Here is a 22,790-nt window from a genome sequence, read left to right on the forward strand (position 1 = left end):
CCGACCGACCGAAGGCAGGACCGGGCGTGACCGACCGCGAGGAGGACCGGGCGTGAGCATCGACGACGCCGTGACGGCGGCGCCGGTCCGGCAGCGGACCGGCGGCGAACCGGCCCCGTCGGTGGCGGCCGCCTGGACGGACTACCTGGCCGCCGCCCGCCAACTCGACGGGGTACGCCGGGGTGCGGCGACGGCCGCCGCCGCGCAGGCCCGTGCCGTGGAGGCGGCCCGCGCGGAGCTGACCGAGGTTCGCGCCCGGCTGGTGCCGCAGCAGGCCCGGCTGCGCGAGTTGGGCGTGCCGGCGATCTCGCTGGCCCCGACGCCACCGGAGCTGGCCGAGGCCACCCGGGCGATGGCGGGCGGTCCGGCGGCGGTGCTGGCCGGCCTGCGGACGGCGCAGGGTTGGGCCGAGGGTGCCGACGCGGCGCTGGCGGCGCGCGGTTCGCTGCGTCCGGCGGCCTGGCCGCCCCGGTTGCGCAACCTGCTGGTGTACGCCCCGCTGGCGCTGGTCGTGCCGGTGGTGCAGCTGGTGTTGTTCCTGGCGACCGGCACCGGGCCGCTGACCGTGGTGGCGCTCCTGGTGGGCCTGCCGATGCCGGCGGCGGCGTTCGCGGCCGGCTGGCTGGGGGTGGGGCGGCTGTTCCCCCCGGGGCCGGACGGGCGGTGGGACCGCACGCCCCGCCTGGGGCTGCTGACCTGCCTGGTGCCGGCGGTGGTGACCGCCGCCGGGATCATGCTGGCGCTGCTGGCCGGCTGACCCGGCCCGTAGCCCGCAGCCGGTGCCCGGCGCTGCCCGCCGGTTGACCTGGGCCGCAACCTGCGGCCGGTGCGGGGTGCTGCTGGCCGGCCCTCGGGCCGCAGCCCCGGGGCCGTGCCGGCGGTGGGAGCCCGGCCGGGTGCTCAGCGGTGGATGATCAGCGACATCGCCTCGGCGCGGGACTTCGCGTCGTGCTGGAGTACGCCGCGCACGGCCGAGGTGACGGTCTTGGCACCGCTTTTCTGGATGCCGCGCATCGCCATGCACATATGTTCGCATTCCAGTATCACGATCACGCCACGCGGCTGGAGTTTGGCCATCAGCAGGTCGGCGATCTGCGAGGTGAGTCGTTCCTGCACCTGCGGACGACGGGCGAAGACCTCGACCAGCCGGGCCAGCTTGGACAGGCCGGTGATCCGGCCGTCGGGCCCGGGAATGTAGCCGATGTGCGCGCTGCCCCGGAACGGGAGCAGGTGGTGCTCGCAGAGGCTCATCACATCGATGTCCCGGACGAGCACCAACTCCTCGTGGTTGGCCTCGAAGGTGGTGCTGAGCACCTGGGCCGGGTCGACCCGGAGGCCGGCGAAGAGTTCGGCGTAGGCCCGAGCGACCCGGGCGGGGGTCTGCTGGAGGCCGTCGCGGTCGGGGTCCTCCCCGACCGCGATGAGGATCTCGCGGACCGCCTTCTCGATCCGGCCGAGGTCCATGGTCTCCTCGATCGGGCGACCGTTGAGCTTGCCGCTGATCAGCCGGGCGGCGACGTGGTCGAGTGTCTCGTCACCGGGTTCGGTGGACGAGGCGGCCAGCCCCGAGGGGTCGGGGCTGGCCGCGGCGTCGGTGTTCAGTGCAGACCGTCCGAGTTGTTCGAGGAGCCGCCGACGGAGATGCCGTCGGCCGTCGCCTGCGCCTTGAGCTTCTCCTTCTCCGCCGGGGTGAGCACCGGCGGCTCGGTGGAGGGCAGACGCTTGCCGAAGCCGTTGTACGGGGCCATCGGCGGGCGCTTCACCACCCGGGAGCAGATCCGGGCCATGTCGGCGGTGGAGAGGGTTTCCTTCTCCATCAGCTCAAGGACCATGCTGTCCAGGACGTCCCGGTACTCCACCAGGATCTCCCAGGCCTCGTCGTGGGCCAGCTCGATCAGGGCCCGCATCTCGCCGTCGATCTCGGCGGCGACCGAGTCGGAGTAGTCCCGCTCGTGGCCCATGTTGCGGCCGAGGAACGGCTCGTCCCCGCTGGTGCCGTACTTGATCGCGCCGAGCTTCGAGCTCATGCCGTACTGCGTGATCATCGCGCGGGCCAACTGGGTGGCCTTCTCGATGTCGTTGCCGGCCCCGGTGGTGGGCTCGTGGAAGACGAGTTCCTCGGCGGCCCGGCCACCCAGCGCGTACGCCAGGGTGTCGATCATCTCGGCCCGGGTCTGGGTGTACTTGTCCTCGGTCGGCAGGACCAGGGTGTGCCCGAGCGAGCGACCCCGGGACAGGATCGTCACCTTGTGCACCGGCGCGGCGTGCGGCAGCGCCCAGGCGACCAGTGCGTGCCCACCCTCGTGGTACGCGGTGATCTTCTTCTCCTGGTCGCTCATCACCCGGGTCCGGCGCTGCGGACCGGCGATCACCCGGTCGATCGACTCCTCCAGCGAGTCGTTGGTGATCGCCCGCTGTTCCTTGCGGGCGGTGAGCAGCGCGGACTCGTTGATCACGTTGGCCAGGTCGGCGCCGGAGAAACCAGGGGTACGCCGGGCGACCGCGTCGAGGTCGACGTCGGGCGTGAACGGCTTGCCCTTGGCGTGCACCCGCAGGATCGCCTTACGGCCTTCCATGTCGGGGGCGTCGACCGGGATCTGCCGGTCGAAACGGCCCGGACGCAGCAGCGCCGGGTCGAGGATGTCCGGCCGGTTGGTGGCGGCGATCAGGATGACCCCGCCCTTGGTGTCGAAGCCGTCCATCTCGACGAGCAGCTGGTTGAGGGTCTGCTCGCGCTCGTCGTGACCGCCGCCCATGCCGGCGCCACGGTGCCGGCCGACGGCGTCGATCTCGTCGACGAAGACGATCGCCGGGGCGTTCGCCTTGGCCTGCTCGAAGAGGTCGCGGACCCGGCTGGCGCCGACACCGACGAACATCTCGACGAAGTCGGAGCCGGAGATCGAGTAGAACGGCACCCCGGCCTCGCCGGCGACGGCGCGGGCCAGCAACGTCTTACCGGTGCCGGGCGGGCCGAAGAGCAGCACGCCCTTCGGGATCTTGGCGCCCAGGGCCTGGTACTTGGCCGGGTTCTGGAGGAAGTCCTTGATCTCGTGGAGCTCCTCGACCGCCTCCTCGGCCCCGGCCACGTCCGCGAAGGTCGTCTTCGGGGTGTCCTTGGTGATCATCTTCGCCTTGGACTTGCCGAAGTTGAGCACCCGGGAGCCGCCGCCCTGCATCTGCGACATGAAGAACAGCAGCAGGAGCACGAGCAGCGCGATGGGCAGCAGGTTGACCAGCAGGCTCACCCAGATGCTGTCGGACGACACCTTGGCGTCCGCCGGGCCGGTGACCCGGTTGGCCGCCTTGGCGTCGAGGACCTCGTTCCAGACCTGCTCGCCGGCCTGGTACGGGAACTGGGCCTCGATCCGGTCGGTCGTGGTGTCGCCGAACTTGGTCTTCTCGGCCAGGTTGAGCTGGAGCGTCTGCTCCTTGTCCTGGAAGACGACCTTGTTGATCTTGGCGGTGTGCAGTTGGTCGAGCGCAACGGAAGTGTCCACCCGGTGGTAGCTGGGACCAGCGGTGAACAGCTGACTGAGCACAACGGCGCCGAGGATGACCAGGATGATCCAGACCACCGGTCGGCGGAAGAAACGCGTACGTTCCATGCTGTTGTCGAGCGCCGAGGCGCCCGCATCCTCCTGATCGACGTCCTGACCGTCTGAATGGTGTCGCCGCCGATGGCGGCGTCGAGCCGCCGTGCGGGCCGGCCTCGACCCCGGGGCGCGCGAACTGCCGCACCACGGTCACTCGACGGTACACCGTTCGTGCCAGGTGCGAGCTTGCGAGCCCGGCACTTACGCGGACGGCGAACCGGGGTTTCAGCCGGCGTGGCGGGGAACTGCGCACCGGCCCCCCGCCGACCGCCCGGTCACGCGGGTCGGGGTGCCGGACGCGGAGATGCCCCCACGCCACCGACACCTACCGTAGTCGGATTCACTGAGAGCCCGCTGAACGTCCGCTCGATGGACTCCGATACGAGCAGGTCGAGCAGGTCCGGGTGGCGCTCAGGCCCGGGCGTAGACCTCGGGCTTGAGCACGCCGACGTACGGCAGCTCGCGGTAGCGCTCGCCGAAGTCGAGACCGTAGCCGACCACGAACTCGGTGGGGATGTCGAAGCCGACGTACTTGACCGGCACCGGGACCTTCACCGCGTCCGGCTTGCGGAACAGGGCCACCACCTCGACGCTGGCGGCCGAGCGGGACTCCAGGTACCGCAGCAGCCAGGACAGGGTCAGGCCGGAGTCGACGATGTCCTCGACCACCACCACGTGCCGACCGGCGATGTCCCGGTCCAGGTCCTTGAGGATGCGCACCACGCCGGAGGAGGTGGTGCCCTGGCCGTACGAGGAGATGGCCATGAAGTCCAGCTCGACGGGCGGGCCCTGTCGGCCCAGCGCCCGAGCGAAGTCGGCCATGAACATGACCGCACCCTTGAGTACGCAGACGAGCAGCAGTCCGTCGGTGACTCCGGCGTGGTCCGCCGAGACCTGCTTGGCCAGCTCTGCGGTCTTCTCGCGGATCTGCGCCTCGGAGATGATCACGTGATCGATGTCGGCGTCGTACCAGGAGCCGTCAGCCATGCTCCTAGCCTGCCGTACGCCGGACGGCCCTCGTCGGCGGGGCCGCCCCTTTGGGTGCGACCCCGCCACGGGTTTTTTTGGCATACCGGGAGCAATCACCTCAGCAGGTGCGGGATCGCCAGCGCCGACCCTCCTCGGTGGGTTTCCAGTCAGCCGAGTCACGGGTGTCGACGGTCAGGCCGAACGCCGAGGCTACGGCCAGCGCGACGAGGAAGAGCAGGAACAACAGGAACTCCATGGCGGCGCTCACTTTCATGAGATGTGGGGATTTCGCCGCCGGTGCGCACCGGACTGATCCCAGTCTCCGTCGCCCGGTCAGGCCGGGACAGTGGCAGGAATGCCAGCCCCCCTCGATTTTCTGCCACCCCTGCGGTTACCCTCGTCACATGATTCGATCGGTTGCCGTCATCGCGTTGGATCAGGTGGCCGTCTTCGAGCTCGGCGTACTCACCGAGGTGTTCGGGACCGACCGCACCGACGACGGCTTCCCCGGCTACCGGTTCACCGTCTGCACCGCCGACGGCGGCCCGGTCCGGACCGCCTCCGGCTTCGGCCTCACCCCGCAGGCCGGCCTCGCCCCGGTCGACGACGCCGACCTGGTGGCCGTCCCCGCCCACACCCAGGGCGGCGAGGTCCCGGAGTCGGTGCTGGCCGCCCTGCGTCGCGCCGCCGACCGGGGGGCCTACGTGTTCAGCGTCTGCTCCGGTGCGTTCGTGCTCGGCGCGGCCGGTCTGCTCGACGACCGGGAGTGCACCACCCACTGGAAGTACGCCGACGAGCTGCAACGCCGTCACCCGTCGGCCCGGGTCCGGTGCAACAGCCTCTACGTGGCCGACGGACCGGTGCTGACCAGCGCCGGTACGGCCGCCGGCATCGACGCCTGCCTGCACCTGGTCCGCCAGGAACACGGCTCGGTCACCGCCACCCGGCTGGCCCGCCGGATGGTGGTCCCGCCGCACCGCGACGGCGGCCAGTCCCAGTACGTCGAGGCACCGATCCCCGCCACCCCCGACGCGCCCACCCTGGAACCGGTGCTGAGCTGGCTGGTGGGTCACCTGGACCGCCCGACCACGGTGGACGAGTTGGCCGCGCGGGCCGGCATGTCACCGCGTACCTTCGCCCGCCGATTCCGGGCCGAGACCGGCACCACCCCGCACGACTGGCTGACCAACCAACGGGTGCTGCTGGCCCGTCGACTGCTGGAGGAGACCCGGCTCAGCGTGGAGAGCGTCGCCGGCCGCTCGGGTTTCCCCGACGCCGCCGCCCTGCGCCACCACTTCGCCCGCCGGGTCGGCACCACCCCGCAGAGCTACCGCACCACCTTCCGCGACCGCGTCCCCACCTGCTGACCAGCGGCGGGTGACCCGACCCGGGCACGGTGGCCGGGGCCGGCAGCCCCGGCACCGGGTCGGCTGGGCTGCGGGGTGACCGCCCCACCGGCCGTCGGGTTCGGTAGCCCGGCACCGCGCGCTGTCGGCCCGGGGCTCGGGGCGCACCGCACCCACCCCGGCCAGCACCGAACGCCCGTGCTGACCGGGTTGCGGGAAACAGACCAGCCGCTCCGGCCGGACCCACCGGTCCGGGCGGGCGGGGGCGCGCTCAGTCGACGGGCAGCAGCCGGCCGTCCCGGCGGCCGACGCGTACTCCGCCCGGCAGCGCGGTTGCGCCCTGCCCACGCCAGGCGGTGACCAGCGCGTCCAGCGCGTCGACGTGACGGTGGGAAAGGGCGCCGGGTGGGGCCCCCAACTCCCGCGCCCAGGTATGCAACACCCGACTGCGCACCGCCCCGGGCAGCCCCGCCAGCGCCACGACGGACAGCCCCCCGCCGTCCCGCACCCCGGTCCCGTCACGCCGGGACTCGTCAGCCCGAAACCCGTCGGACCGGGGCTCGCCGGAAGAGGGCTCGCCGGGCCGGGGCACGGGGGCGGCGAGGGCGGCGGCGGCCAGCTCGTCCAGCGCGGCGGTGTCGGCGGCGAGCAGCCGGGCCGTACGGGCCAGGTTGTCCACCACCCCCTCGCCGAGCGCGGCGACCAGTGCCGGCAGCACGTCGGCCCGGACCCGGGCACGGGCGTACGACGGGTCGGTGTTGTGCGGGTCCTCCCACGGGGTCAGCCCCAGCGCCGCGCACGCGCTGCGGGTCTGCTCGCGGGTGACGTCGAGCAGGGGGCGCAGCAGAGGCACCCCGGCCAGGTCCCGTCGGGCGGGCATCCCGGCCAGCCCGCGCGGGCCGGCTCCCCGGGCGAGTGCCAGCAGAACCGTCTCGGCCTGGTCGTCGCGGGTGTGCCCGAGCAGGATCGCGGCGGCCCCGTGCCGCCGGGCGACGTCCGCCAGCGCCTGGTAGCGGGCCTGTCGGGCCGCCGCCTCGGGACCACCGGGACGGCCGGCCACGGTCACCGGCACCGCCTCGACCGGGTCCAACCCGACCTGCCCGGCCCACTCGACGACGGCAGCGGCCCGCTCGACCGATCCGGCCTGCAGCCCGTGGTCGACGGTCACCAGACCGGCCCGTCGGCCGAGCCGGGACGCCACGAAGGCGGTGGCGACCGCGAGGGCCAGTGAGTCCGCCCCGCCCGAGCAGGCCACCAGCACCGGTCCGCCGGCGGGCAGTTCGGCCAGCGCCCGGCGTACCGCGACCCGGACGGCGGCCACCGCCGGGGCGAGCGCCGCCCCCGACCGCACTGCGGAGACGTCCCGACCGGTCACGAGCGGGCCGGCGGGGACAGAACCGGCTTCCCCGGCCGGGCCGGCGCAGACATCCCGACCAGCCGTGAACGAGTCAGCAGCGGTACGCCGACCGGCCACCGGCTCAGCCGGCGGCCGGGGTGGCGCCGGCCGGCCCGTGCACCCGGGCCACCCAGGCGGCCGGGTCACCCAGCTCGTCCAGCCGGGGCAGGGTCAACGGCGAACCGAAGATCTTGTTGAAGCCGGCCATGCCGACCTGCTCGACCACGCCGTGTACGAACTTGCGGCCCTCGGCGTACTGGCGCATCTTGACGTCCACGCCGAGCAGCCGGCGGATCGCCTTCTCCAGCGGGTTGCCCGACTCGCGGCGTCGGTCGAACCCCGCCCGGATCCGCTCCACGCTGGGGATGACCTGCGGACCGACGCCGTCCATCACGAACTCGGCGTGCCCCTCCAGCAGGGTCATCAGCGCGGTGAGCCGGTCCAGCACGGCCCGCTGCGCCGGGGTCTGCACGATGTCCAGCACGCTGGTGCGGCTGTCCGGGTCCCGCACCGCGTCCGACAGCGTGGAGACGCCCCGGCGCAGGCGCTCGACCAGGTGCTCGGTGCCCTGCGAGGCGTCCACGAACGCCTGCACCTCGCCGAGGAAGTACGCCCGCATCCACGGCACGGCGGTGAACTGGGTGCGGTGGGTGACCTCGTGCAGGCAGACCCAGAGCCGGAAGTCACGCGGGTCGGCCCCCAGCTTCCGCTCCACCTCGACGATGTTCGGCGCGACCAGCAGCAGCTGCCCCGGATCGGCGGAGAAGACCTCGTACTGGCCGAGCACCCGGCCGGAGAGGTACGCCAGCACGGTGCCGGCCTGCACCCCGGTGAGTCGGGAGCCGACCGCCTCGGTGAGCGCGCCGGGTGGCTTGTCACCGGAGAGCCGGCTGACCAACGGGGTGATCACCTCACGCAGGCCGGCGATGTTGGCGGCCGCCCAGTCCCGCCGGTCGACCACCCGCACCGGCGGATGGCTCACCTGCGCGCGCAGCCCCGTGTAGTCGGCCACGTGCCCGGCCGCCTCGTCGGTGAGCCGGCGCAGGTCGCCGACGACGTCGGTGGCCTCCGCGTACGACACGCGGGGCCCCGACTTGCTCAGCGCCCCAGCGGTGGCGGCGGCCAGATCCCAGTCCACGAACTGCGCCATGCCACCCACCGTACCCGCGCCGCGATACCCCGGCCGGGTCCGCGCGACGGGCCGCTCCGCGACGGGCTGCTCAGCGGCAGCCGCAGCCGGCCAGCGCGCCGGCGATCCGGTCCAGTGCCGCCCGGGTGACCTCCGGGTCGCCGGCCGGAGCCTGATCGGTGAGCACGGCGAAGGTGAGCAGCCGACCGTCGCGGGTGGTGACCAGGCCGGCGATGGCGTGCACCCCGGTCAGGGTGCCGGTCTTGGCCCGGACCACACCGGCCCCGGCAGCGGTGGCCGTCGCCTCGTACCGGGAGCCGAGGGTGCCCGACCAGGCGGCCACCGGCAGGCCACCGAAGATGGCCGTCAGCTCCGGGTGTGTGCCGTTGCCGGCCACCGCGATCAGGTCGGTGAGCAACGAGGGGCTGATCCGGTTACTGCGGGACAGCCCACTGCCGTCGGCGAGGCTGATCTCGTCGGCCGGCAGCCCCAGCTCGCCGATCACCTCGTCCATCGCCGTCGCCCCGCCAGCGAAGGAGGCCTGCTGGTTGCGGGCCAGGGCGACCTGTCGGGCCAACGCCTCGGCGATCACGTTGTCGCTGTCGCTGATCATGATGTCGACCAGCCTGATCATCGGCAGCGACTCGACCTTGCCCAGCTCGGTGCCCGGTCCGGGCGCACCGGTCGCCGCCGTGCCACCGGTCGCCGGGGCGGTGCCCCGGACCACCCCGGTCTCCGGCAGTCCGAGCAGCCGGGCGAAGGAGCGGCCGGCGGCCAGGTCAGGCTCGGCGTACCGCTCGGCCGCGCCGTGGCTGTCATCGAAGTTCTTCCGCGCCTGCACCGGGTCCCGACGTGCGCCGTCGGTCATCAGCGCGGTGATCGACGCGCCGAAGCCGCCGGTCGGGATGTCCGAGTCCCAGCCGGGGCCGTGGACCGGACCGGGGAAGAGCGTGGAGTCGACCACCACCCGGGTCGGGGCGGTACCGCCGAGCGCCTGCTTGACCTGCGCGGCGAGGGTGTCGAGACGGGCCGCGCCGGGGTAGAAGCCGGACTTGTCGACCGCCAGCGTCGGGTCACCGCCACCGACCAGCACCACCTCGCCCGGGTTCGCCCCGGCGAGCACGCGGGTCGGGATCCGGTAGCCCGGGCCGCGCGCCTCCAGCACGGTCACCCCGGTCGCGAGCTTGGCGACCGAGGCGGGGACGGTGCCCTCGTCGCCGCCCTCGGCGTACAGCGATTCGCCGGTGACCACGTCGGCCACCGACAGGTTGACCCGGCTGCCCAGGGCGGCGGCACCGAGCAGTGGCTCCACCGCGGCGCGGACCCCGTCGGAGGTCGGCTCCGGCGCGTTGGCGTCGGGGCCGGCGAGCACCGGTGACGGATCGGGCTCGGGGGGCCGCGCGGAGGCCGACGGAGTGGCCGATCCCTCCCCCAGCCAGCCGGCGACCGGGCCCGGACGGAGCACCACCGCCGCCCCGGCGAGGCCGACCAGCAGCACGGCGACCAGCAGCACGGGTAGCCACCGGCGACGGCGACGCGGCGGTGCGGCGGGTGACACCGGACCGCCACCGCCCGGCGACGGAGCGACCGACGCGGAACCGGGATGGACGGGGGTCGACGCGGCGCCGCCGGGCGAAGCGACCGACGCGGAACCGGGGTGCGGGGAGCCCGACGCGGAACCGGGGTGCGCGGCAACCGGCGCGACGGCACCGGACGGGGGGAACGGGGGCGACACCGGGGCGGACCCGACGACCGACCGGCCGGCGGTGGCCGAGGACGGCGGACGCCAGACCGGCGGTGGCGGATGCTCGACGGCCCGACCGGCAGCCGGCGGCGGCTCGGGGGTCGACTCGGGGCGGCGGGGGACGTTCGCGTCGGGCACCGGAACCCGGCCGGTGGCTCCACCGCTCACGGGTCGGCCCGATCCGCGCCCGTCAACCCCCTCCGGGCGGTAATGTGAATCTTCCCTCCCCACGACCCCCTCCTCCCGCCGCCGAACCCGCCTGGGTGACACTACTTCGGTCCGAAGACTATGCGGCGTCCGGAGCCGACGGGTGGCCATTCACCCGCACCGGGGGCGTCAGTGGTTCCGTTCAGCCAGCGTGGGCAGACGAGGGAGCGTGGGAGATGGATTTCGACGTAACGGTTGAGATCCCGAAGGGTCACCGCAACAAGTACGAGGTGGACCACGCGACCGGTCGCATCCGGCTGGACCGCACCCTGTTCACGTCGACCCAGTACCCGGCCGACTACGGCTTCATCGAGGGCACCCTCGGCGAGGACGGCGACCCGCTGGACGCGCTGGTGCTGGTCCCCGAGCCGACCTTCCCGGGTTGCCTGATCCGCTGCCGCACCATCGGCATGTTCCGGATGACCGACGAGAAGGGCGGCGACGACAAGGTTCTCTGCGTGCCCTACGAGGACCCCCGCCAGGAGCACCTGCGCGACATCCACCACCTGGGCGAGTTCGACCGGCTGGAGATCCAGCACTTCTTCGAGGTCTACAAGGATCTCGAACCGGGCAAGTCGGTCGAGGGCGCGACCTGGGTCGGCCGGGTCGAGGCCGAGGCCGAGGTCCGGGCGTCGTACCAGCGGGCCCGGGACGCCGAGGCGCAGGGCGGCACCGGACACTGACCCACCAGCTGCACCGAAGGCCCGGACCGGCGGTCCGGGCCTTCGCCGTCGGTGTCCCGCCGGTCCGCGGCGCGACGACGGCGGGTCGGCACGCCGGGGCCGGGTCGGCCACGGCCGATCGGGGCTCGGGTGCGGGTCAGCCCAACAGGCCCCGGGCGGCCTGGTAGAGGTCCAGCACCGCGCAGGCCACCGGCACCACCGAGACCACCAGCGCGGTGTCGGTCAGGTCGGCCATCCGACCGAGGTACGGCGAGACCGGCCGCCGGGCGTACGTCGTCCCGGCGGCGACGGCGACCAGCGCGACGAGCAGCCCGCCCCCGCTCAGCGCCAGCAGCCCGAGGGGCCCGGACCGGCCGGCGAGCACCGCGCCGAGCACCGCGAACCCGGTCAGCCCGGCCGCCACCGGGGGCACCCGGTGCCGGACCGCCACGAAGAGCCGGGAGCGCAGCAGCAGCACCGCCGAACCCACCGCCACCAGCACCCGTCCGGCGACCCCGCCGGTGACGGCGAGCACCAGCGCCGCGGCGACCACCAGCGCGGCGTGCCCGAGCAGCATCCCGGTCAGCATCTCCTCGCTGCGGGCCACCGCCGCGTGCACCCGATCCCGGTCCGGCAGGTCCCGCACCCCGTCCGGGCCGCCCGTCGGGCCGTCGGGCAGGGTGATCGGCGGCAGCGGCACCTTGCCCAGCCGGATCGCCAGCAGCGGCAGTGCCCCGAGGGCGAAGACCAGCACACAGAGCAGGACGGCGGCGGTGTCCGCCGGGGCGAGCAGCAGCCCGCCCAGCCCGGCGAGCGCGCCCGACGCCCCGGCCGTCGCGCCGGCCACGAAGACCCGCAGCCGGGTGGCGACGCCGAGCAGGCCCAGCACGGCGACCAGAAGCAGCGCCACCGCACCGGCGAGCAGTTCGGGCGCACCGAGCCAGGGCATCGGCCGCAGCGCCCCGACCGGGTCGCCGGAGCTGACCGCGAGGGCGCCCGCGACCGCGGCGTACGGCAGGGCGTAGCCGCCGAGCGTCGCGCCGGTCGGGCCGTCCCCGTACGCCCGGGAGGCGACCGTGCCGGCGAGGGCGAGCAGCAGCGCCACCGCGCCCGCGGCGGTCCAGCCGACGGGCTGCCCCGGCCCGGCGGCCAGGACGGCCAGCAGCCCCACGGCGAGCGGGACGCCCGCCCCGGCCAACACGGCTGCCCGGGTGGCCGACGGTGACCAGGCGACGCCCCGGCGACGGGCGCCGTCGGCGATGGCCTCGACCACGTCGTCGTACTCCAGCTCCGGCCACTGGTCGTGGGCGGGCACCAGGTGCAGCACCTCACCGTCGCGCACCCCCTGTGGCAGCAGCGCCTGCGCGGTCACCAGCACCGCGCCGTCGGTACGCCGCAGCACCCAGCCGCCGTGTCGCTCGCCGTCGTCGGCCAGCCCCTCACCGGCGTGCCGCAGCACCTCGGGCAGCAGCTCGGCCAGCGGGACCTGCTCCGGCAGGGCCACGTCGACGCGTCGCCCGGGGGCGCTGATGGTGACCCTGGCCAGCCCGGTGGTCATCGACTGGACTCCATATCGATCGGGAGCGGTGGCTGACGGACGACGCGCACTTTACCTACGATGAGCCAGGCTCGGGTTACCGAGCGCCACAGGGAGGCGCTGTGTCCATTGTCGTCATCAAACGGCCACCGCGTCGGCCCGCACCGGAGATACCGGTCGGTGAGCTGCCCGTGGAGGGTCCGCCGGAGATTCCCCCGGTCACCGGTGGCCGGTGGCAGCAGGCACTGATGGTGTTGCCGATGCTGGGTGGCACGGTGGCGATGGCGATGATGTTCGGTCGCGGCGGCGGCGCCTACTCGTACGTGGTGGGCGGGATGTTCGGGCTCTCCTCGGTGGCGATGCTGATGACCTCCTGGGGCAGCGCCTCCGGCACCCCGAAGAAGTCGGAGATGATGGCCGCCCGCCGGGAGTACCTGCGGCACCTGACCGCCCTGCGGCGGCGGGTCCGGCAGACCGCCCGGCAGCAGCGGGCCGGGCTGTACTACCGGCATCCCGATCCGGGTCGGCTCTGGTCGACGGTGGACAGCCACCGGGTCTGGGAGCGGCGGCCCGGTGACCCGGACTTCGGCGTGGTCCGGGTCGCCGTCGGGCCGCAGACGCTGGCCACCCCGCTGGTCCCGCCGGTCACCCGGCCGCTGGAGGAGCTGGAGCCGATGACCGCCGGGGCGCTGCGGCGTTTCCTGGACGCGTACTCGGTGGTGCCGGACCTGCCGGTGGCGCTGTCGCTGCGCAGCTTCGCCCGGGTCTTCGTCCGGGGCGGGTCACCGGAGACCGGCGGCCTGGGCACCGGGTCGCCCGACGCGCAGGCGTTGGCCCGAGCCGTGCTCACCCAGCTCGCCGTCTTCCACGCCCCCGACGAGTTGCTGGTCGCCGTCTGCGCCGGCCCGGAACGGCGTCGGCACTGGGAGTGGGTCAAGTGGCTGCCGCACGCCCACCACCCGACCCGCGTCGACGCGCTCGGCCCGGTCCGCCTGGTCACCAGCTCCGCCGCCGAGCTGGAACGACTCCTCGACGAGGTGCTGGCCAGCCGCTCCCGGTTCAGCCCGGCCGGGCCGGCCACCGACGGCCCGCACGTGGTGGTGCTCCTCGACGGCGGCGACCTGACCGACGCCACCGAGTTGACCGGCGACGGCGGCATCGACGCGGTCACCGTGCTCGACCTGGACACCCCGCCACCGCGCCTGCTGGACCGGTTCGCCCTGCTGCTGGAGGTCCGGGCGGGGCGGCTGCACTCCTGGTCGGCCGAGGGGCACGCCGAGGTGGGCACCGCCGACCGGTTGGACGTCGTGGACGCGGAGGCGGTCGCCCGCCGGCTCGCCCCGCTGCGGCTCGCCGCCGCCGGCCGGGGCACCGAGGCCACCCCCGGGGCCGAACTCGGCCTGCCCGAGCTGCTGGGGCTCGGCGACCCGGAGGGCTTCACCGCCGACCAGGGCTGGCTGCCCCGCTCGCCCCGGGACCGGCTGCGGGTGCCGATCGGCGTCGGGGCGGACGGCGGCGCGGTCGAGCTGGACCTCAAGGAGTCGGCGCAGGACGGGATGGGACCGCACGGGCTGCTGATCGGGGCGACCGGCTCGGGCAAGTCGGAGCTGCTGCGTACGCTGGTCCTGGCGTTGGCCGCCACGCACAGCTCGGAACAGCTCAACTTCGTCCTGGTCGACTTCAAGGGCGGGGCCACCTTCGCCTCCTTCGACCGGCTGCCGCACACCGCCGCCGTGATCACCAACCTGGTCGACGCGCTGCCACTGGTCGACCGGATGGTGGACGCCATCAACGGCGAGCTGATGCGCCGCCAGGAGCTGCTGCGTCGGGCCGGCAACTTCGCCAGCCTGCGCGACTACGAAGGGGCCCGGGCGGCCGGCACGCCGCTCACCCCGCTGCCGTCGCTGCTGCTGGTCTGCGACGAGTTCTCCGAACTGCTGTCGGCCAAGCCCGACTTCATCGACCTGTTCGTGCAGATCGGCCGGCTCGGCCGCTCGCTCGGCGTACACCTGCTGCTGGCCAGCCAGCGGCTGGAGGAGGGACGGCTGCGCGGGCTGGACACCCACCTGTCGTACCGGATCGGGTTGCGGACCTTCTCGGCGCTGGAGTCCCGGACGGTGCTCGGGGTACCGGACGCCCACGAACTGCCCCGCTCCCCCGGGCACGGCTACCTGCGCGCCGGCACCGACCCGCTGGTCCGGTTCCGGGCCGCGTACGTCTCCGGTCCGCTGCGCCGGCGGAGCGGGGCGACCCGGGGCGGGACGGGTGGCGCGGCCCGGCTGCTCACCTTCTCCACCCATGTCGTGCCGGTGCCGGAACCGGCCGTCCCGGTGGCCCCGCCGGCCGCCGAGGAGGAGACCGAGAGCCTGCTCGACTCGCTGGTCGGCCGGCTGGCCGGGCAGGGACCGCCGGCCCATCAGGTGTGGCTGCCACCGCTGGACCGGGCGCCCACCCTGGACGAGTTGCTCGGTCCGCCCGGCGTCGACCCCCAGCGCGGCCTGGGCTTCGCCAACCCGGAGCTGCACGGCGGCCTCCAGGTGCCGGTGGCGGTCGTCGACAAGCCGTACGAGCAGCGACGCGACCTGCTGTGGTTGGCGCTGGGCGGGGCCGCCGGGCACCTGGCCGTGGTCGGCGCGCCGCAGAGCGGCAAGTCGCACGCGTTGCGGACGCTGGTCTGCGCGCTGGCGCTCTCCCACACCCCGACCGAGGCCCAGGTCTACTGCCTGGACTTCGGCGGCGGCGGGTTGACCGCGCTGCGGGATCTGCCGCACGTGGGCGGGGTCGCCGGCCGGGCCGAGCCGACGGTGGTCCGGCGTACGGTGGGGGAAGTCGCCACCCTGCTCACCGAGCGGGAACGCCGCTTCACCGAGCTGGGGGTGGAGTCGATGGCGGCATGGCGGCAGCGGCGTCGGGCGCTCGCCGCCGCCGGTCAGCCCACCGTCGACCCGTTCGGTGACGTCTTCCTCGTCGTCGACGGCTGGGCCACCCTGCGCGGCGAGTACGACGACCTGGAACCCCTGATCACCGACCTGGCCACCCGGGGCCTGTCGTACGGGGTGCACGTGGTGGCGAGCGCGGTGCGCTGGATGGACTTCCGGCCCGGCATCCGGGACCTGTTCGGTTCCCGGTTGGAGCTGCGCCTGGGTGACCCGTCCGACTCGGTGGTGAAGCGGACGGCGGCGGCCGGCGTGCCGGAGCAGTCGGGTCGGGGCATCACCGCGCAGAGCCTGCACTTCCTCACCGCCCTGCCGCAGCTCACCGGCGGGGACACGGCGGATCTGGTCAAGGCGGTCGCCGACGCGTGGTCGGGGCCGTCCGCGCCCCGGGTACGGCTGCTGCCCCCGGTGCTGCCGTACGCCGAGTTGGACACCGCCGCCGGCACCGGGCTGGCGTTCCCGGTCGGAATCGCCGAGGCGGACCTGCGCCCGGTGCTGCTCGACTTCGCCACCGAGCCGCACTTCGTGGTCTTCGGCGACGCCGAGTGCGGCAAGTCGTCGTTCCTCCGGGCGCTGGCCACCTCGATCATCGACCGGTTCACCCCGGAGCAGGCCCGGGTGATCCTGGTCGACTACCGGCGCAGCCTGCTCGGCACCGTCGAGACCGACCACCTGATCGGGTACGGCACGGCGGCGGCGCACACCACCGAGCTGATCGAGTCGGTCGCCGGCTACATGCGGGGCCGGCTACCCGGCCCGGAGGTCACCCCGGCGCAGTTGCGGGACCGCTCCTGGTGGTCCGGCCCGGAGCTGTTCATCCTGGTCGACGACTACGACCTGGTGGCCAGCGGTCCGGCGAACCCGCTGCGAGGGCTGGAGGAGCACCTGCCACAGGCCCGCGACGTCGGCCTGCACCTGGTGCTGGCCCGCCGCTGCGGTGGCGCCGGCCGGTCCCAGTACGAGCCGATCGTGCAGCGGTTGCGGGAACTCTCCACCGCCGGTCTGGTGATGAGCGGCAGCCCGGACGAGGGACAGCTGGTCGGTGCGGTCCGCCCGGGGCCGTTGCCCGCGGGGCGTGGTCGGCTGGTCACCCGACGCGAGGGTGTACGCCTCGTCCAGCTGGCACATCTTCCGCCACCGTGATCCAGGTGCGCCGGAACGTGCCGTGTCGGCAGTGAGAACCGGTAATCTCCGAGCAGCACGTTCCCGCGCGATGAATGGCTGACGATGTGACCAGGGTTCGGCAGGGCTCCCCGACGACGCTGCACCGGTTCGCCGGGCGGGCGTTGATCGGCGTCGCGGCGACCACCGTCACCGTGCTGGGCTCGTCCCCGCCCCCGGCCTCCGCCGTGGCACCGGCTCAGGTCTCCACGTCGACCCGGCCGTCGGTCTCCACGGTGGCCGTCCGACCGGCCACGCTGGCCGCGCCACGGGCCGGTACGCCGCGGACCGAGCCCGACTTCGCCCCGGTGCAGGCGCGGGCCGACCGGGTCCGCGACGACCAGTTCCAACTCGACGAGTTGAACGCGGCCACCGCCTGGCGCACGTCGACCGGACGCGGAGTGACGGTGGCGGTGGTCGACTCCGGGGTGGATGGTGGCCATCCCGACCTCGCCGGTCAGGTGCTGCCCGGGATCGACCTGGTCTCCCCCGACGGCGGCGACGAGCCGGACCCGGTGGGGCACGGCACCACCGTGGCCAGCCTGATCGCCGGGCGCGGCGACGACCGGCGGGGCGTGGTGGGGCTGGCGCCGGACGCCCGGATCCTGCCGGTCCGGGTGCTCGACGACGAGAACCGCTACGACGACGCGATGATCGTCGCCAAGGGGGTGCGCTGGGCGGTCGACAACGGCGCCCGCGTGATCAACCTGTCCCTGGGCGGCAGCGGTGACAGCCCGGCCCTGGCCGCCGCGCTGGACTACGCGTTCGCCCGGGACGTGGTGGTGGTGGCCTGCACCGGCAACGTCGCCACGTCCACCACGTCGAAGGTCTGGTATCCGGCGCGGGAGCCGGGGGTGATCGCGGTGGCGGGCCTGGAACGCGACAGCGAGAACCTCTGGTCCGGTTCGATCACCGGCCACGCCACCACGCTGACCGCCCCGGCGACCGGCCTGGTCGGGGCCCGCCCGCCGAGCAACTACTGGGGGGTCCAGGGCACCAGCTTCGCCGCGCCGCTGGTGGCGGCGACCGCCGCCCTGGTCCGGGCCCGCTACCCCGACATGTCCGCCGGGGACGTGGTGAACCGGCTGCTGAGCACCGCGAAGGACATCGGCCCGACCGGCCGGGACGACCGCTTCGGGTACGGCCTGGTCGACCCGGTCGCCGCGCTCACCGCCGACCTGCCGCTGATCCAGCGCAACCCGTTGGACGACAACGACTCCCCCGGGGTGGTCGGGTTCGGCCCCGCCCCCGGCTCGGTCGAGGACACCCGGGCCGGCGGCACCGGCAGCGACCCGCTCGGCTTCACCGCGCCACGACAGCACACCCGGTGGACGGCCCAGCCGGCCGGCGGCGCGGACGACGCCCCGCGCCGGCTGTGGACCGGTGTCGCCGTCCTGGTCGCCCTGGTCACCGGGGTGGCGTTGACGGTCCGCCGGTTCCGGCTGCGGGGCCGTTGAGCCGCGACTGATGCCGATCACGGGTGGGTAGGGCAGGTCGCATGGGTTCCTCCGGTCCACGCACCGCCGTACCCCCTGCGGACCGGTCCTGGCGGGACCGTCGCCTGGACCGGGACCACTCGTTCGGGCTGCGGTTGACCCTGGCGGCGACAGCGGCGTTCCTGGTGCTGGTGCCGTTCGCGGTGCTGACGGTGCTGGTCGTCGGCGCCTGGTCGCCGCTGCACGACCTGGACACGGCGGTCACCGACGCCCTGCACCGGTTCGCCGCCGACCATCCGGCGTGGGTACGGATGACGAAGGCGTGGACGCACGTCTTCTCGCCGAATCCGCTGCGGGTGGCCGCGCTGGCCGTGGCGGTGTGGTTGTGGAGCCGCCGGGCCCGACGACTGTCGCTCTGGGTGGTCACCACGATGGCTGTCGGCGGGGCGCTCGGCGCGTTGTTGAAGCTGCTGGTCGGCCGGAGCCGGCCGGAGCTGCTCGACCCGGTGGCCCGAGCCGCCGGGTTCTCCTTCCCGTCCGGGCACGCGCTGAACGCGACCCTCGCGGCGGGGGTGTTGCTGCTGGTGTTCCTGCCGTTCGCCCCGCGCCGCCCGGTGGTCCGGGTGGCGCTCTGGACGGTTGCCGTGCTGTTCGTCGGGGTGACCGGGCTGAGCCGGGTGGCGCTGGGCGTGCACTGGGTCAGCGACGTGCTCGGCGGCTGGTTGCTGGGCGTCGCGGTGGTGACGGCCACCGCGGCGGCGTTCCGTACCTGGCAGGGGCGGGCCGGGCCGCCGTCCACCGGGACCACCGTCGACGGGGTGGCGTCGGAGCTGGCCGACCCGGCGGGACCGCGAGCGTAGCGGCCCGCGCGCCAGACGGCGGCCCGGTCCCCCGTCCGGCGCCGTCGGCCGGATCAGGTGCAGTCGCCGGTGCCCACCCCACGGGTACGCTCCGCGCCGGCCAGCGCCACCGGTCGGGCCTCCTCGGCGGTCACCGCGAAACCGGTGTTCGGGTCGTCCGCCGCCGCCGCGAAGATCACCCCGAGCACCAGGCCGTTGGAGGAGACCAGCGGACCACCGGAGTTCCCACTGCGGACCAACGCCCGGATCGTGTAGATCTCCCGGTTCACCTTGCTGGCGTTGTAGATGTCCGGGCCCTCGATCCGGTCGACGTCACGGATCCGGGCCGGGCGGGCGTCGTACGGGCCGTCGAGCGGGAAGCCCAGCACGATCGCGTCCGCGCCGCTGCCGGCCTGCCCGGCGGCGAAGCGCAGGGACGGACCGGGCAGCCCCGGCACGTGCAACACGGCCAGGTCACGGTCCGGGTCGTAGACGACGACCTCACCGTCGTACCGTTCGCCGCGCAGCTCGACCGCGACGGAGCGGGTGCCGGCCACCACGTGCGCGTTGGTCATCACCCGGTCGTCGGCGTAGACGAAGCCGGAGCCCTCGATCCGGCGCGAGCAGCTCGGCGCAGAGCCCAGCACCTTCACCACCGCCCGCTGGCTGTTCGCCACCACCTGGGAGCCGGCCAGCGCCGGGTCCGGCGGGGCGACCTGCCGCGCCGAGGTACGGCCCAGACCGTTGAAGACGTCGGGGAACCCGTTGGTGTCGACGGTGTCCCGCAGCGCGGTGGAGAGTTCCTGGGCCTGGTCCGGCAGGACCCGGTCCACCACGGTCAGCAGCGCGCTGTTCTTGACCGAGGCGGCCAGCCAGGGCAGCGACGAGGAGCCCAGCGGCACCGCGACCAACCAGGCCACCAGCATCACCGCGAGGATCGAGACGAACGCGCCCCCGATGTCGTCGGCCCGCTTGGCGGTGTCGTTGGTGATCGTGCGACGCAGGTGGGAGCCGAGCCAACCGGCCAGCGCCTGACCGAGCACGGCGAGCCCGAAGACGGCGACCAGGGAGACCAGCACCCTGGTCCCGCTGTCGATGAACTGGCGGGCCAGCAACGGCCCGAGCTGGAGGCCGATGAGCGCACCCAGGAAGAACCCGGAGAACGACAGCGCCCCGATGACGAAGCCCTGACGGTATCCGCTGATCGCGAACACGAGCATGAGCAGGAGCAGAACGAGATCCACGGCCGACACCGGTCAAGGGTACGTGCACCGGACACCGGTGGGACGCTCCGGCTGCGGAACGTGACGGTCAGGTCGGCGGACCGGCCAGCTCGTCGGCCTCCTCGGTGCCGGCCGAGGGAGCCGGGGTGGCACCGGTCGGCGGCAGGTCGACCACCCGGGACCGGGGCCACGGCCGGTCAAAACCGCCCATTTCCAGCAGGGCCGCCAGCACCCCGGCGGTGAAGCCCCAGACCAGCATGCCCCGGACGGAGAACGCCGGGCCGATCCAGCCGCTGGGGTGGCGTACCCGCATCCGGTTGGCCGGGTCGACCAGTTCGGCGATGGGCAGCCGGGCGACGTGCGCCACCTCGGCCGGTTCCCGGGGGTGCACCGGGTGCGGGGTGTGCCACCAGGCCAGCACCGGGGTGACCACGAAGTCGCTGACCGGAATCCAGAGCTTCGGCAGCTCGGCGAGGACGGTCACGCTGGCCGGGTCGAGGTCGACCTCCTCGTTCGCCTCGCGCAGCGCGGTGGCGCGGGCGTCGGCGTCCTCCGGGTCGGCCGCACCGCCGGGGAAGGCCGGTTGACCGGCGTGGTTGCGCAGCGTGGCGGCCCGCTGGAGGACCAGCACGTCGGGGCCGACGCCGGGCTCCTCACCGAGCAGCACCAGCACCGCACTCTCCCGGCCGCCCTCCTCGGGAGTGGTCAGCCGGGTGAAGTCCTCGGCGCGGGCGGTCCCGAGCCGGCCCAGCAGCGGATCGAACCAGGACGGCGGACGGCGGGTCATCCGGCCGCCTTCGTACCGGCCGACGGATGGACGGCGGCCCGGCGCGGCTGCGGCGGCCGACCGACCGGAGCACTGCCCACCGGTGCCGGAGCGCTGCCGGCGGTCGGGACGACAGCCGGTGTCACGCGGGCACCTCCAGGCCGAGGTGGCGGCGGACCAGGTCGGCGAGGCGGGCGTCGTCGAGCGCGCCGGAGCTGTCGGTGTGCCGGACCCGGCCCTGCGCGTCGACCAGCAGGGTCAGCGGGACGGCGTTGCGGCGCAGCTCCCGTTGCAGGGCCTCACCCTGGTCGAAGAACATCGGGAAGTGGATGCCGAAGTCCTCGCCGAAGGACTGCGCGCCGTCCCGGCTGTCCCGGCTGTTCACCCCGATCACCTGGAGCTGGCCGGCGGCGCGCACGCTGAGCCGTTGGAAGGCCGGCAACTCCTTGCGGCAGGGTAGGCACCAGGAGGCCCACACGTTGATCACGGCCGGGCCGTGGATGTCGCGCAGCGCCACGGGAGCGCCCCCGGTGAAGCAGGAGAGCACCAGTTCGGGCAGGAGACTGCCGCCACCGTCGGCCGGAGCCGGGCTGCCGACCGTACCCCCGCCGACGCCGACCCCGGCGGACCCGGATGGTGCGACCGCTGCGGCGGACCCGGATGGTGCGGCGGACCCGGATGGTGCGGAGGAACCGGCGGAGGCAGCCGGCGGGTTGGTCAGCGAGGCGCAGTCGGTGAACGGCGACGGGCGCGGCGCCCGCCCGGCACCGGAGGCGGGTCGCTCCGGCTCCTCGGTGGTGGTACAGCCGGCGAGCACCAGCAGCGCCGGGACGAGCAGCGCGGCGAGCCGACGCTTCACGGTGCCTCCGCGACGACGGCCTGCACGGGCACCAACTCCGGGTCGACCCCGGCGGCGACCGCGAGATCCCGGGCACGAGGGCCCTTGAGCAGCTTCGCGGCGGCGGCCGGCTCGGTCGGCCCGAGCCCGTACGACGGGCAGAGCCGGGCCAGGGTGCACGCCCCGCAGGCGGGCTTGCGGGCATGGCAGACCCGCCGGCCGTGGAAGATGATCCGGTGGGAGAGCATGGTCCACTCCCGCTTCGGGTAGATCGCCCCGATCTCGTGTTCGATCTTGACCGGATCGGTCTGGACGGTCAGCCCCCACCGCTGCACCAACCGCTGGAAGTGGGTGTCGACGGTGATCCCCGGCACGTCGAAGGCGTTGCCCAGGATGACGTTGGCCGTCTTGCGGCCGATCCCGGGCAGCGTCACCAGATCGGTCAGCCGGCCGGGAACCTGGCCGTCGTACCGCTCGATCAGGGCTTGACCCAGCTTGATCAGCGAGTCGGTCTTGTTGCGGTAGAAGCCGGTCGACCGGATCAGCTCCTCCAGCTCGGCCCGAGCTGCCCCGGCGTAGTCGGCCGCCGTCGGGTACCGGGCGAAGAGCTTCGGGGTGACCTCGTTGACCTTCTTGTCGGTGCACTGCGCGGAGAGGATCGTGGCGACGGCCAGCTCCAACGCGTTGGAGTGGTCCAGTTCGCAGTGGGCGTCGGGGTGCGCGTCGGTCAGCGCCCGGCCGATCCGCCGGGCACGCCGGGTACGGCCGAGGTCCGTCTCGACGCGGCCGGGAGAGCTGATGGTCACGCCGGCCAGCCTACGTCGCCGCCCCGACCGACCGCCGGGCCCACGCCAGCCCTCGCTCAACCGCGGACCGGACCTCGGCGTAGCGCGACGGACCGGACCTCGGGCGGCCGCCGCGCCGGACTCCCCCGCCCCGGAATGACGGTGCGCGGCACGGACCGGTGAACCGGGACGTCGGGGTCGAAGGTGCGCGGCGCGGACCTGC

General features: G+C 74.1%; 18 protein-coding genes. 6 read left to right on the plus strand and 12 right to left on the minus strand.

Features of this window, described 5'->3' with window-relative positions; translation table 11 throughout:
- Positions 1-52 precede the first annotated feature (52 nt).
- On the plus strand, positions 53-757 hold the full coding sequence (locus tag ACIG87_RS22815; protein ID WP_396853036.1) for a hypothetical protein: 705 nt from the start codon (positions 53-55) through the stop codon (positions 755-757).
- Between the two features lie 143 nt (positions 758-900).
- Here ACIG87_RS22815 and folE read toward each other — a convergent pair whose 3' ends face one another.
- The 4 genes from folE to ACIG87_RS22835 all read right to left on the minus strand — a co-directional run bounded on the left by folE (position 901) and on the right by ACIG87_RS22835 (position 4,818).
- Positions 901-1,563 carry a GTP cyclohydrolase I FolE gene (gene folE, locus ACIG87_RS22820; protein WP_396853150.1) on the minus strand — a complete coding sequence of 221 codons (663 nt, stop codon included), beginning with the start codon at positions 1,561-1,563 and terminating at the stop codon, positions 901-903.
- A gap of 35 nt (positions 1,564-1,598) precedes the next feature.
- Complete coding sequence (gene ftsH, locus ACIG87_RS22825) at positions 1,599-3,605, minus strand: ATP-dependent zinc metalloprotease FtsH (protein WP_396853038.1); 2,007 nt, start codon at positions 3,603-3,605, stop codon at positions 1,599-1,601.
- 399 nt (positions 3,606-4,004) lie between these two features.
- The gene (gene hpt / locus ACIG87_RS22830) at positions 4,005-4,580 is read right to left on the minus strand and encodes a hypoxanthine phosphoribosyltransferase (protein WP_396853040.1); all 576 of its coding nucleotides are present in this window, start codon (positions 4,578-4,580) and stop codon (positions 4,005-4,007) included.
- Between the two features lie 100 nt (positions 4,581-4,680).
- Positions 4,681-4,818 carry a hypothetical protein gene (locus tag ACIG87_RS22835; protein ID WP_396853042.1) on the minus strand — a complete coding sequence of 46 codons (138 nt, stop codon included), beginning with the start codon at positions 4,816-4,818 and terminating at the stop codon, positions 4,681-4,683.
- Between the two features lie 148 nt (positions 4,819-4,966).
- Here ACIG87_RS22835 and ACIG87_RS22840 point away from each other — a divergent pair, with 148 nt between their 5' ends.
- Positions 4,967-5,929, plus strand: a complete 963-nt coding sequence (locus tag ACIG87_RS22840) for a GlxA family transcriptional regulator (protein WP_396853044.1) — start codon at positions 4,967-4,969, stop codon at positions 5,927-5,929.
- Between the two features lie 250 nt (positions 5,930-6,179).
- On the opposite strand, the gene tilS is transcribed toward ACIG87_RS22840, so the two are convergent.
- The 3 genes from tilS to dacB form a co-directional block, all read right to left on the minus strand.
- Positions 6,180-7,259: a tRNA lysidine(34) synthetase TilS gene (gene tilS / locus ACIG87_RS22845; RefSeq protein ID WP_396853151.1), complete on the minus strand. Its 1,080-nt coding sequence runs from the start codon at positions 7,257-7,259 to the stop codon at positions 6,180-6,182.
- A 127-nt stretch (positions 7,260-7,386) separates the two neighbouring features.
- Complete coding sequence (locus ACIG87_RS22850; protein ID WP_396853045.1) at positions 7,387-8,454, minus strand: zinc-dependent metalloprotease; 1,068 nt, start codon at positions 8,452-8,454, stop codon at positions 7,387-7,389.
- A gap of 70 nt (positions 8,455-8,524) precedes the next feature.
- Positions 8,525-9,943, minus strand: a complete 1,419-nt coding sequence (gene dacB, locus ACIG87_RS22855) for a D-alanyl-D-alanine carboxypeptidase/D-alanyl-D-alanine-endopeptidase (RefSeq protein WP_396853153.1) — start codon at positions 9,941-9,943, stop codon at positions 8,525-8,527.
- Positions 9,944-10,560: 617 nt separating this feature from the next.
- On the opposite strand from dacB, the gene ACIG87_RS22860 reads away from it, so the two are divergent.
- The gene (locus tag ACIG87_RS22860) at positions 10,561-11,067 is read left to right on the plus strand and encodes an inorganic diphosphatase (protein WP_067306541.1); all 507 of its coding nucleotides are present in this window, start codon (positions 10,561-10,563) and stop codon (positions 11,065-11,067) included.
- Between the two features lie 136 nt (positions 11,068-11,203).
- Here the strand turns inward: ACIG87_RS22860 and eccD are convergent, their stop codons facing one another.
- The gene (gene eccD, locus ACIG87_RS22865) at positions 11,204-12,604 is read right to left on the minus strand and encodes a type VII secretion integral membrane protein EccD (RefSeq protein ID WP_396853047.1); all 1,401 of its coding nucleotides are present in this window, start codon (positions 12,602-12,604) and stop codon (positions 11,204-11,206) included.
- Positions 12,605-12,705: 101 nt separating this feature from the next.
- Here eccD and eccCa point away from each other — a divergent pair, with 101 nt between their 5' ends.
- From eccCa to ACIG87_RS22880, 3 genes are all read left to right on the plus strand, one after another.
- Positions 12,706-16,662, plus strand: coding sequence for a type VII secretion protein EccCa (eccCa, locus tag ACIG87_RS22870; protein ID WP_396853049.1), 3,957 nt, complete (start codon positions 12,706-12,708; stop codon positions 16,660-16,662).
- A gap of 74 nt (positions 16,663-16,736) precedes the next feature.
- Complete coding sequence (gene mycP / locus ACIG87_RS22875) at positions 16,737-18,137, plus strand: type VII secretion-associated serine protease mycosin (RefSeq protein ID WP_396853050.1); 1,401 nt, start codon at positions 16,737-16,739, stop codon at positions 18,135-18,137.
- 41 nt (positions 18,138-18,178) lie between these two features.
- Positions 18,179-18,976, plus strand: coding sequence for a phosphatase PAP2 family protein (locus ACIG87_RS22880; RefSeq protein ID WP_396853052.1), 798 nt, complete (start codon positions 18,179-18,181; stop codon positions 18,974-18,976).
- A 53-nt stretch (positions 18,977-19,029) separates the two neighbouring features.
- Here the strand turns inward: ACIG87_RS22880 and ACIG87_RS22885 are convergent, their stop codons facing one another.
- The 4 genes from ACIG87_RS22885 to nth all read right to left on the minus strand — a co-directional run bounded on the left by ACIG87_RS22885 (position 19,030) and on the right by nth (position 22,588).
- The gene (locus ACIG87_RS22885) at positions 19,030-20,208 is read right to left on the minus strand and encodes a MarP family serine protease (protein WP_396853053.1); all 1,179 of its coding nucleotides are present in this window, start codon (positions 20,206-20,208) and stop codon (positions 19,030-19,032) included.
- Between the two features lie 58 nt (positions 20,209-20,266).
- Positions 20,267-20,965 (minus strand): NUDIX hydrolase, encoded by a 699-nt coding sequence (locus ACIG87_RS22890; RefSeq protein ID WP_396853054.1) that lies wholly within the window; start codon positions 20,963-20,965, stop codon positions 20,267-20,269.
- Positions 20,966-21,086: 121 nt separating this feature from the next.
- A complete protein-coding gene (locus tag ACIG87_RS22895; RefSeq protein WP_396853056.1) occupies positions 21,087-21,803 on the minus strand; it encodes a TlpA family protein disulfide reductase in 717 nt (238 codons plus the stop codon).
- Entirely contained in the window at positions 21,800-22,588 is a 789-nt protein-coding gene (nth, locus tag ACIG87_RS22900; RefSeq protein WP_396853057.1) for an endonuclease III, read from the minus strand. Before nth ends, ACIG87_RS22895 begins: the two co-directional genes overlap by 4 nt.
- Positions 22,589-22,790: the final 202 nt, after the last annotated feature.

This window comes from Micromonospora sp. NPDC051925 (assembly GCF_044548625.1).
In the GTDB taxonomy this organism is placed as follows: domain Bacteria; phylum Actinomycetota; class Actinomycetes; order Mycobacteriales; family Micromonosporaceae; genus Micromonospora.

Coding starts and splice junctions, on each gene's coding strand:
- ftsH (WP_396853038.1), bottom strand. CDS start 3,605: ATGGAACGTACGCGTTTCTTCCGCCGACCGGTGGTCTGGATCATCCTG.
- ACIG87_RS22835 (WP_396853042.1), bottom strand. CDS start 4,818: ATGGAGTTCCTGTTGTTCCTGCTCTTCCTCGTCGCGCTGGCCGTAGCC.
- mycP (WP_396853050.1), top strand. CDS start 16,737: ATGGCTGACGATGTGACCAGGGTTCGGCAGGGCTCCCCGACGACGCTG.
- ACIG87_RS22850 (WP_396853045.1), bottom strand. CDS start 8,454: ATGGCGCAGTTCGTGGACTGGGATCTGGCCGCCGCCACCGCTGGGGCG.
- hpt (WP_396853040.1), bottom strand. CDS start 4,580: ATGGCTGACGGCTCCTGGTACGACGCCGACATCGATCACGTGATCATC.
- ACIG87_RS22860 (WP_067306541.1), top strand. CDS start 10,561: ATGGATTTCGACGTAACGGTTGAGATCCCGAAGGGTCACCGCAACAAG.
- eccD (WP_396853047.1), bottom strand. CDS start 12,604: ATGACCACCGGGCTGGCCAGGGTCACCATCAGCGCCCCCGGGCGACGC.
- ACIG87_RS22890 (WP_396853054.1), bottom strand. CDS start 20,965: ATGACCCGCCGTCCGCCGTCCTGGTTCGATCCGCTGCTGGGCCGGCTC.
- ACIG87_RS22880 (WP_396853052.1), top strand. CDS start 18,179: ATGGGTTCCTCCGGTCCACGCACCGCCGTACCCCCTGCGGACCGGTCC.
- ACIG87_RS22840 (WP_396853044.1), top strand. CDS start 4,967: ATGATTCGATCGGTTGCCGTCATCGCGTTGGATCAGGTGGCCGTCTTC.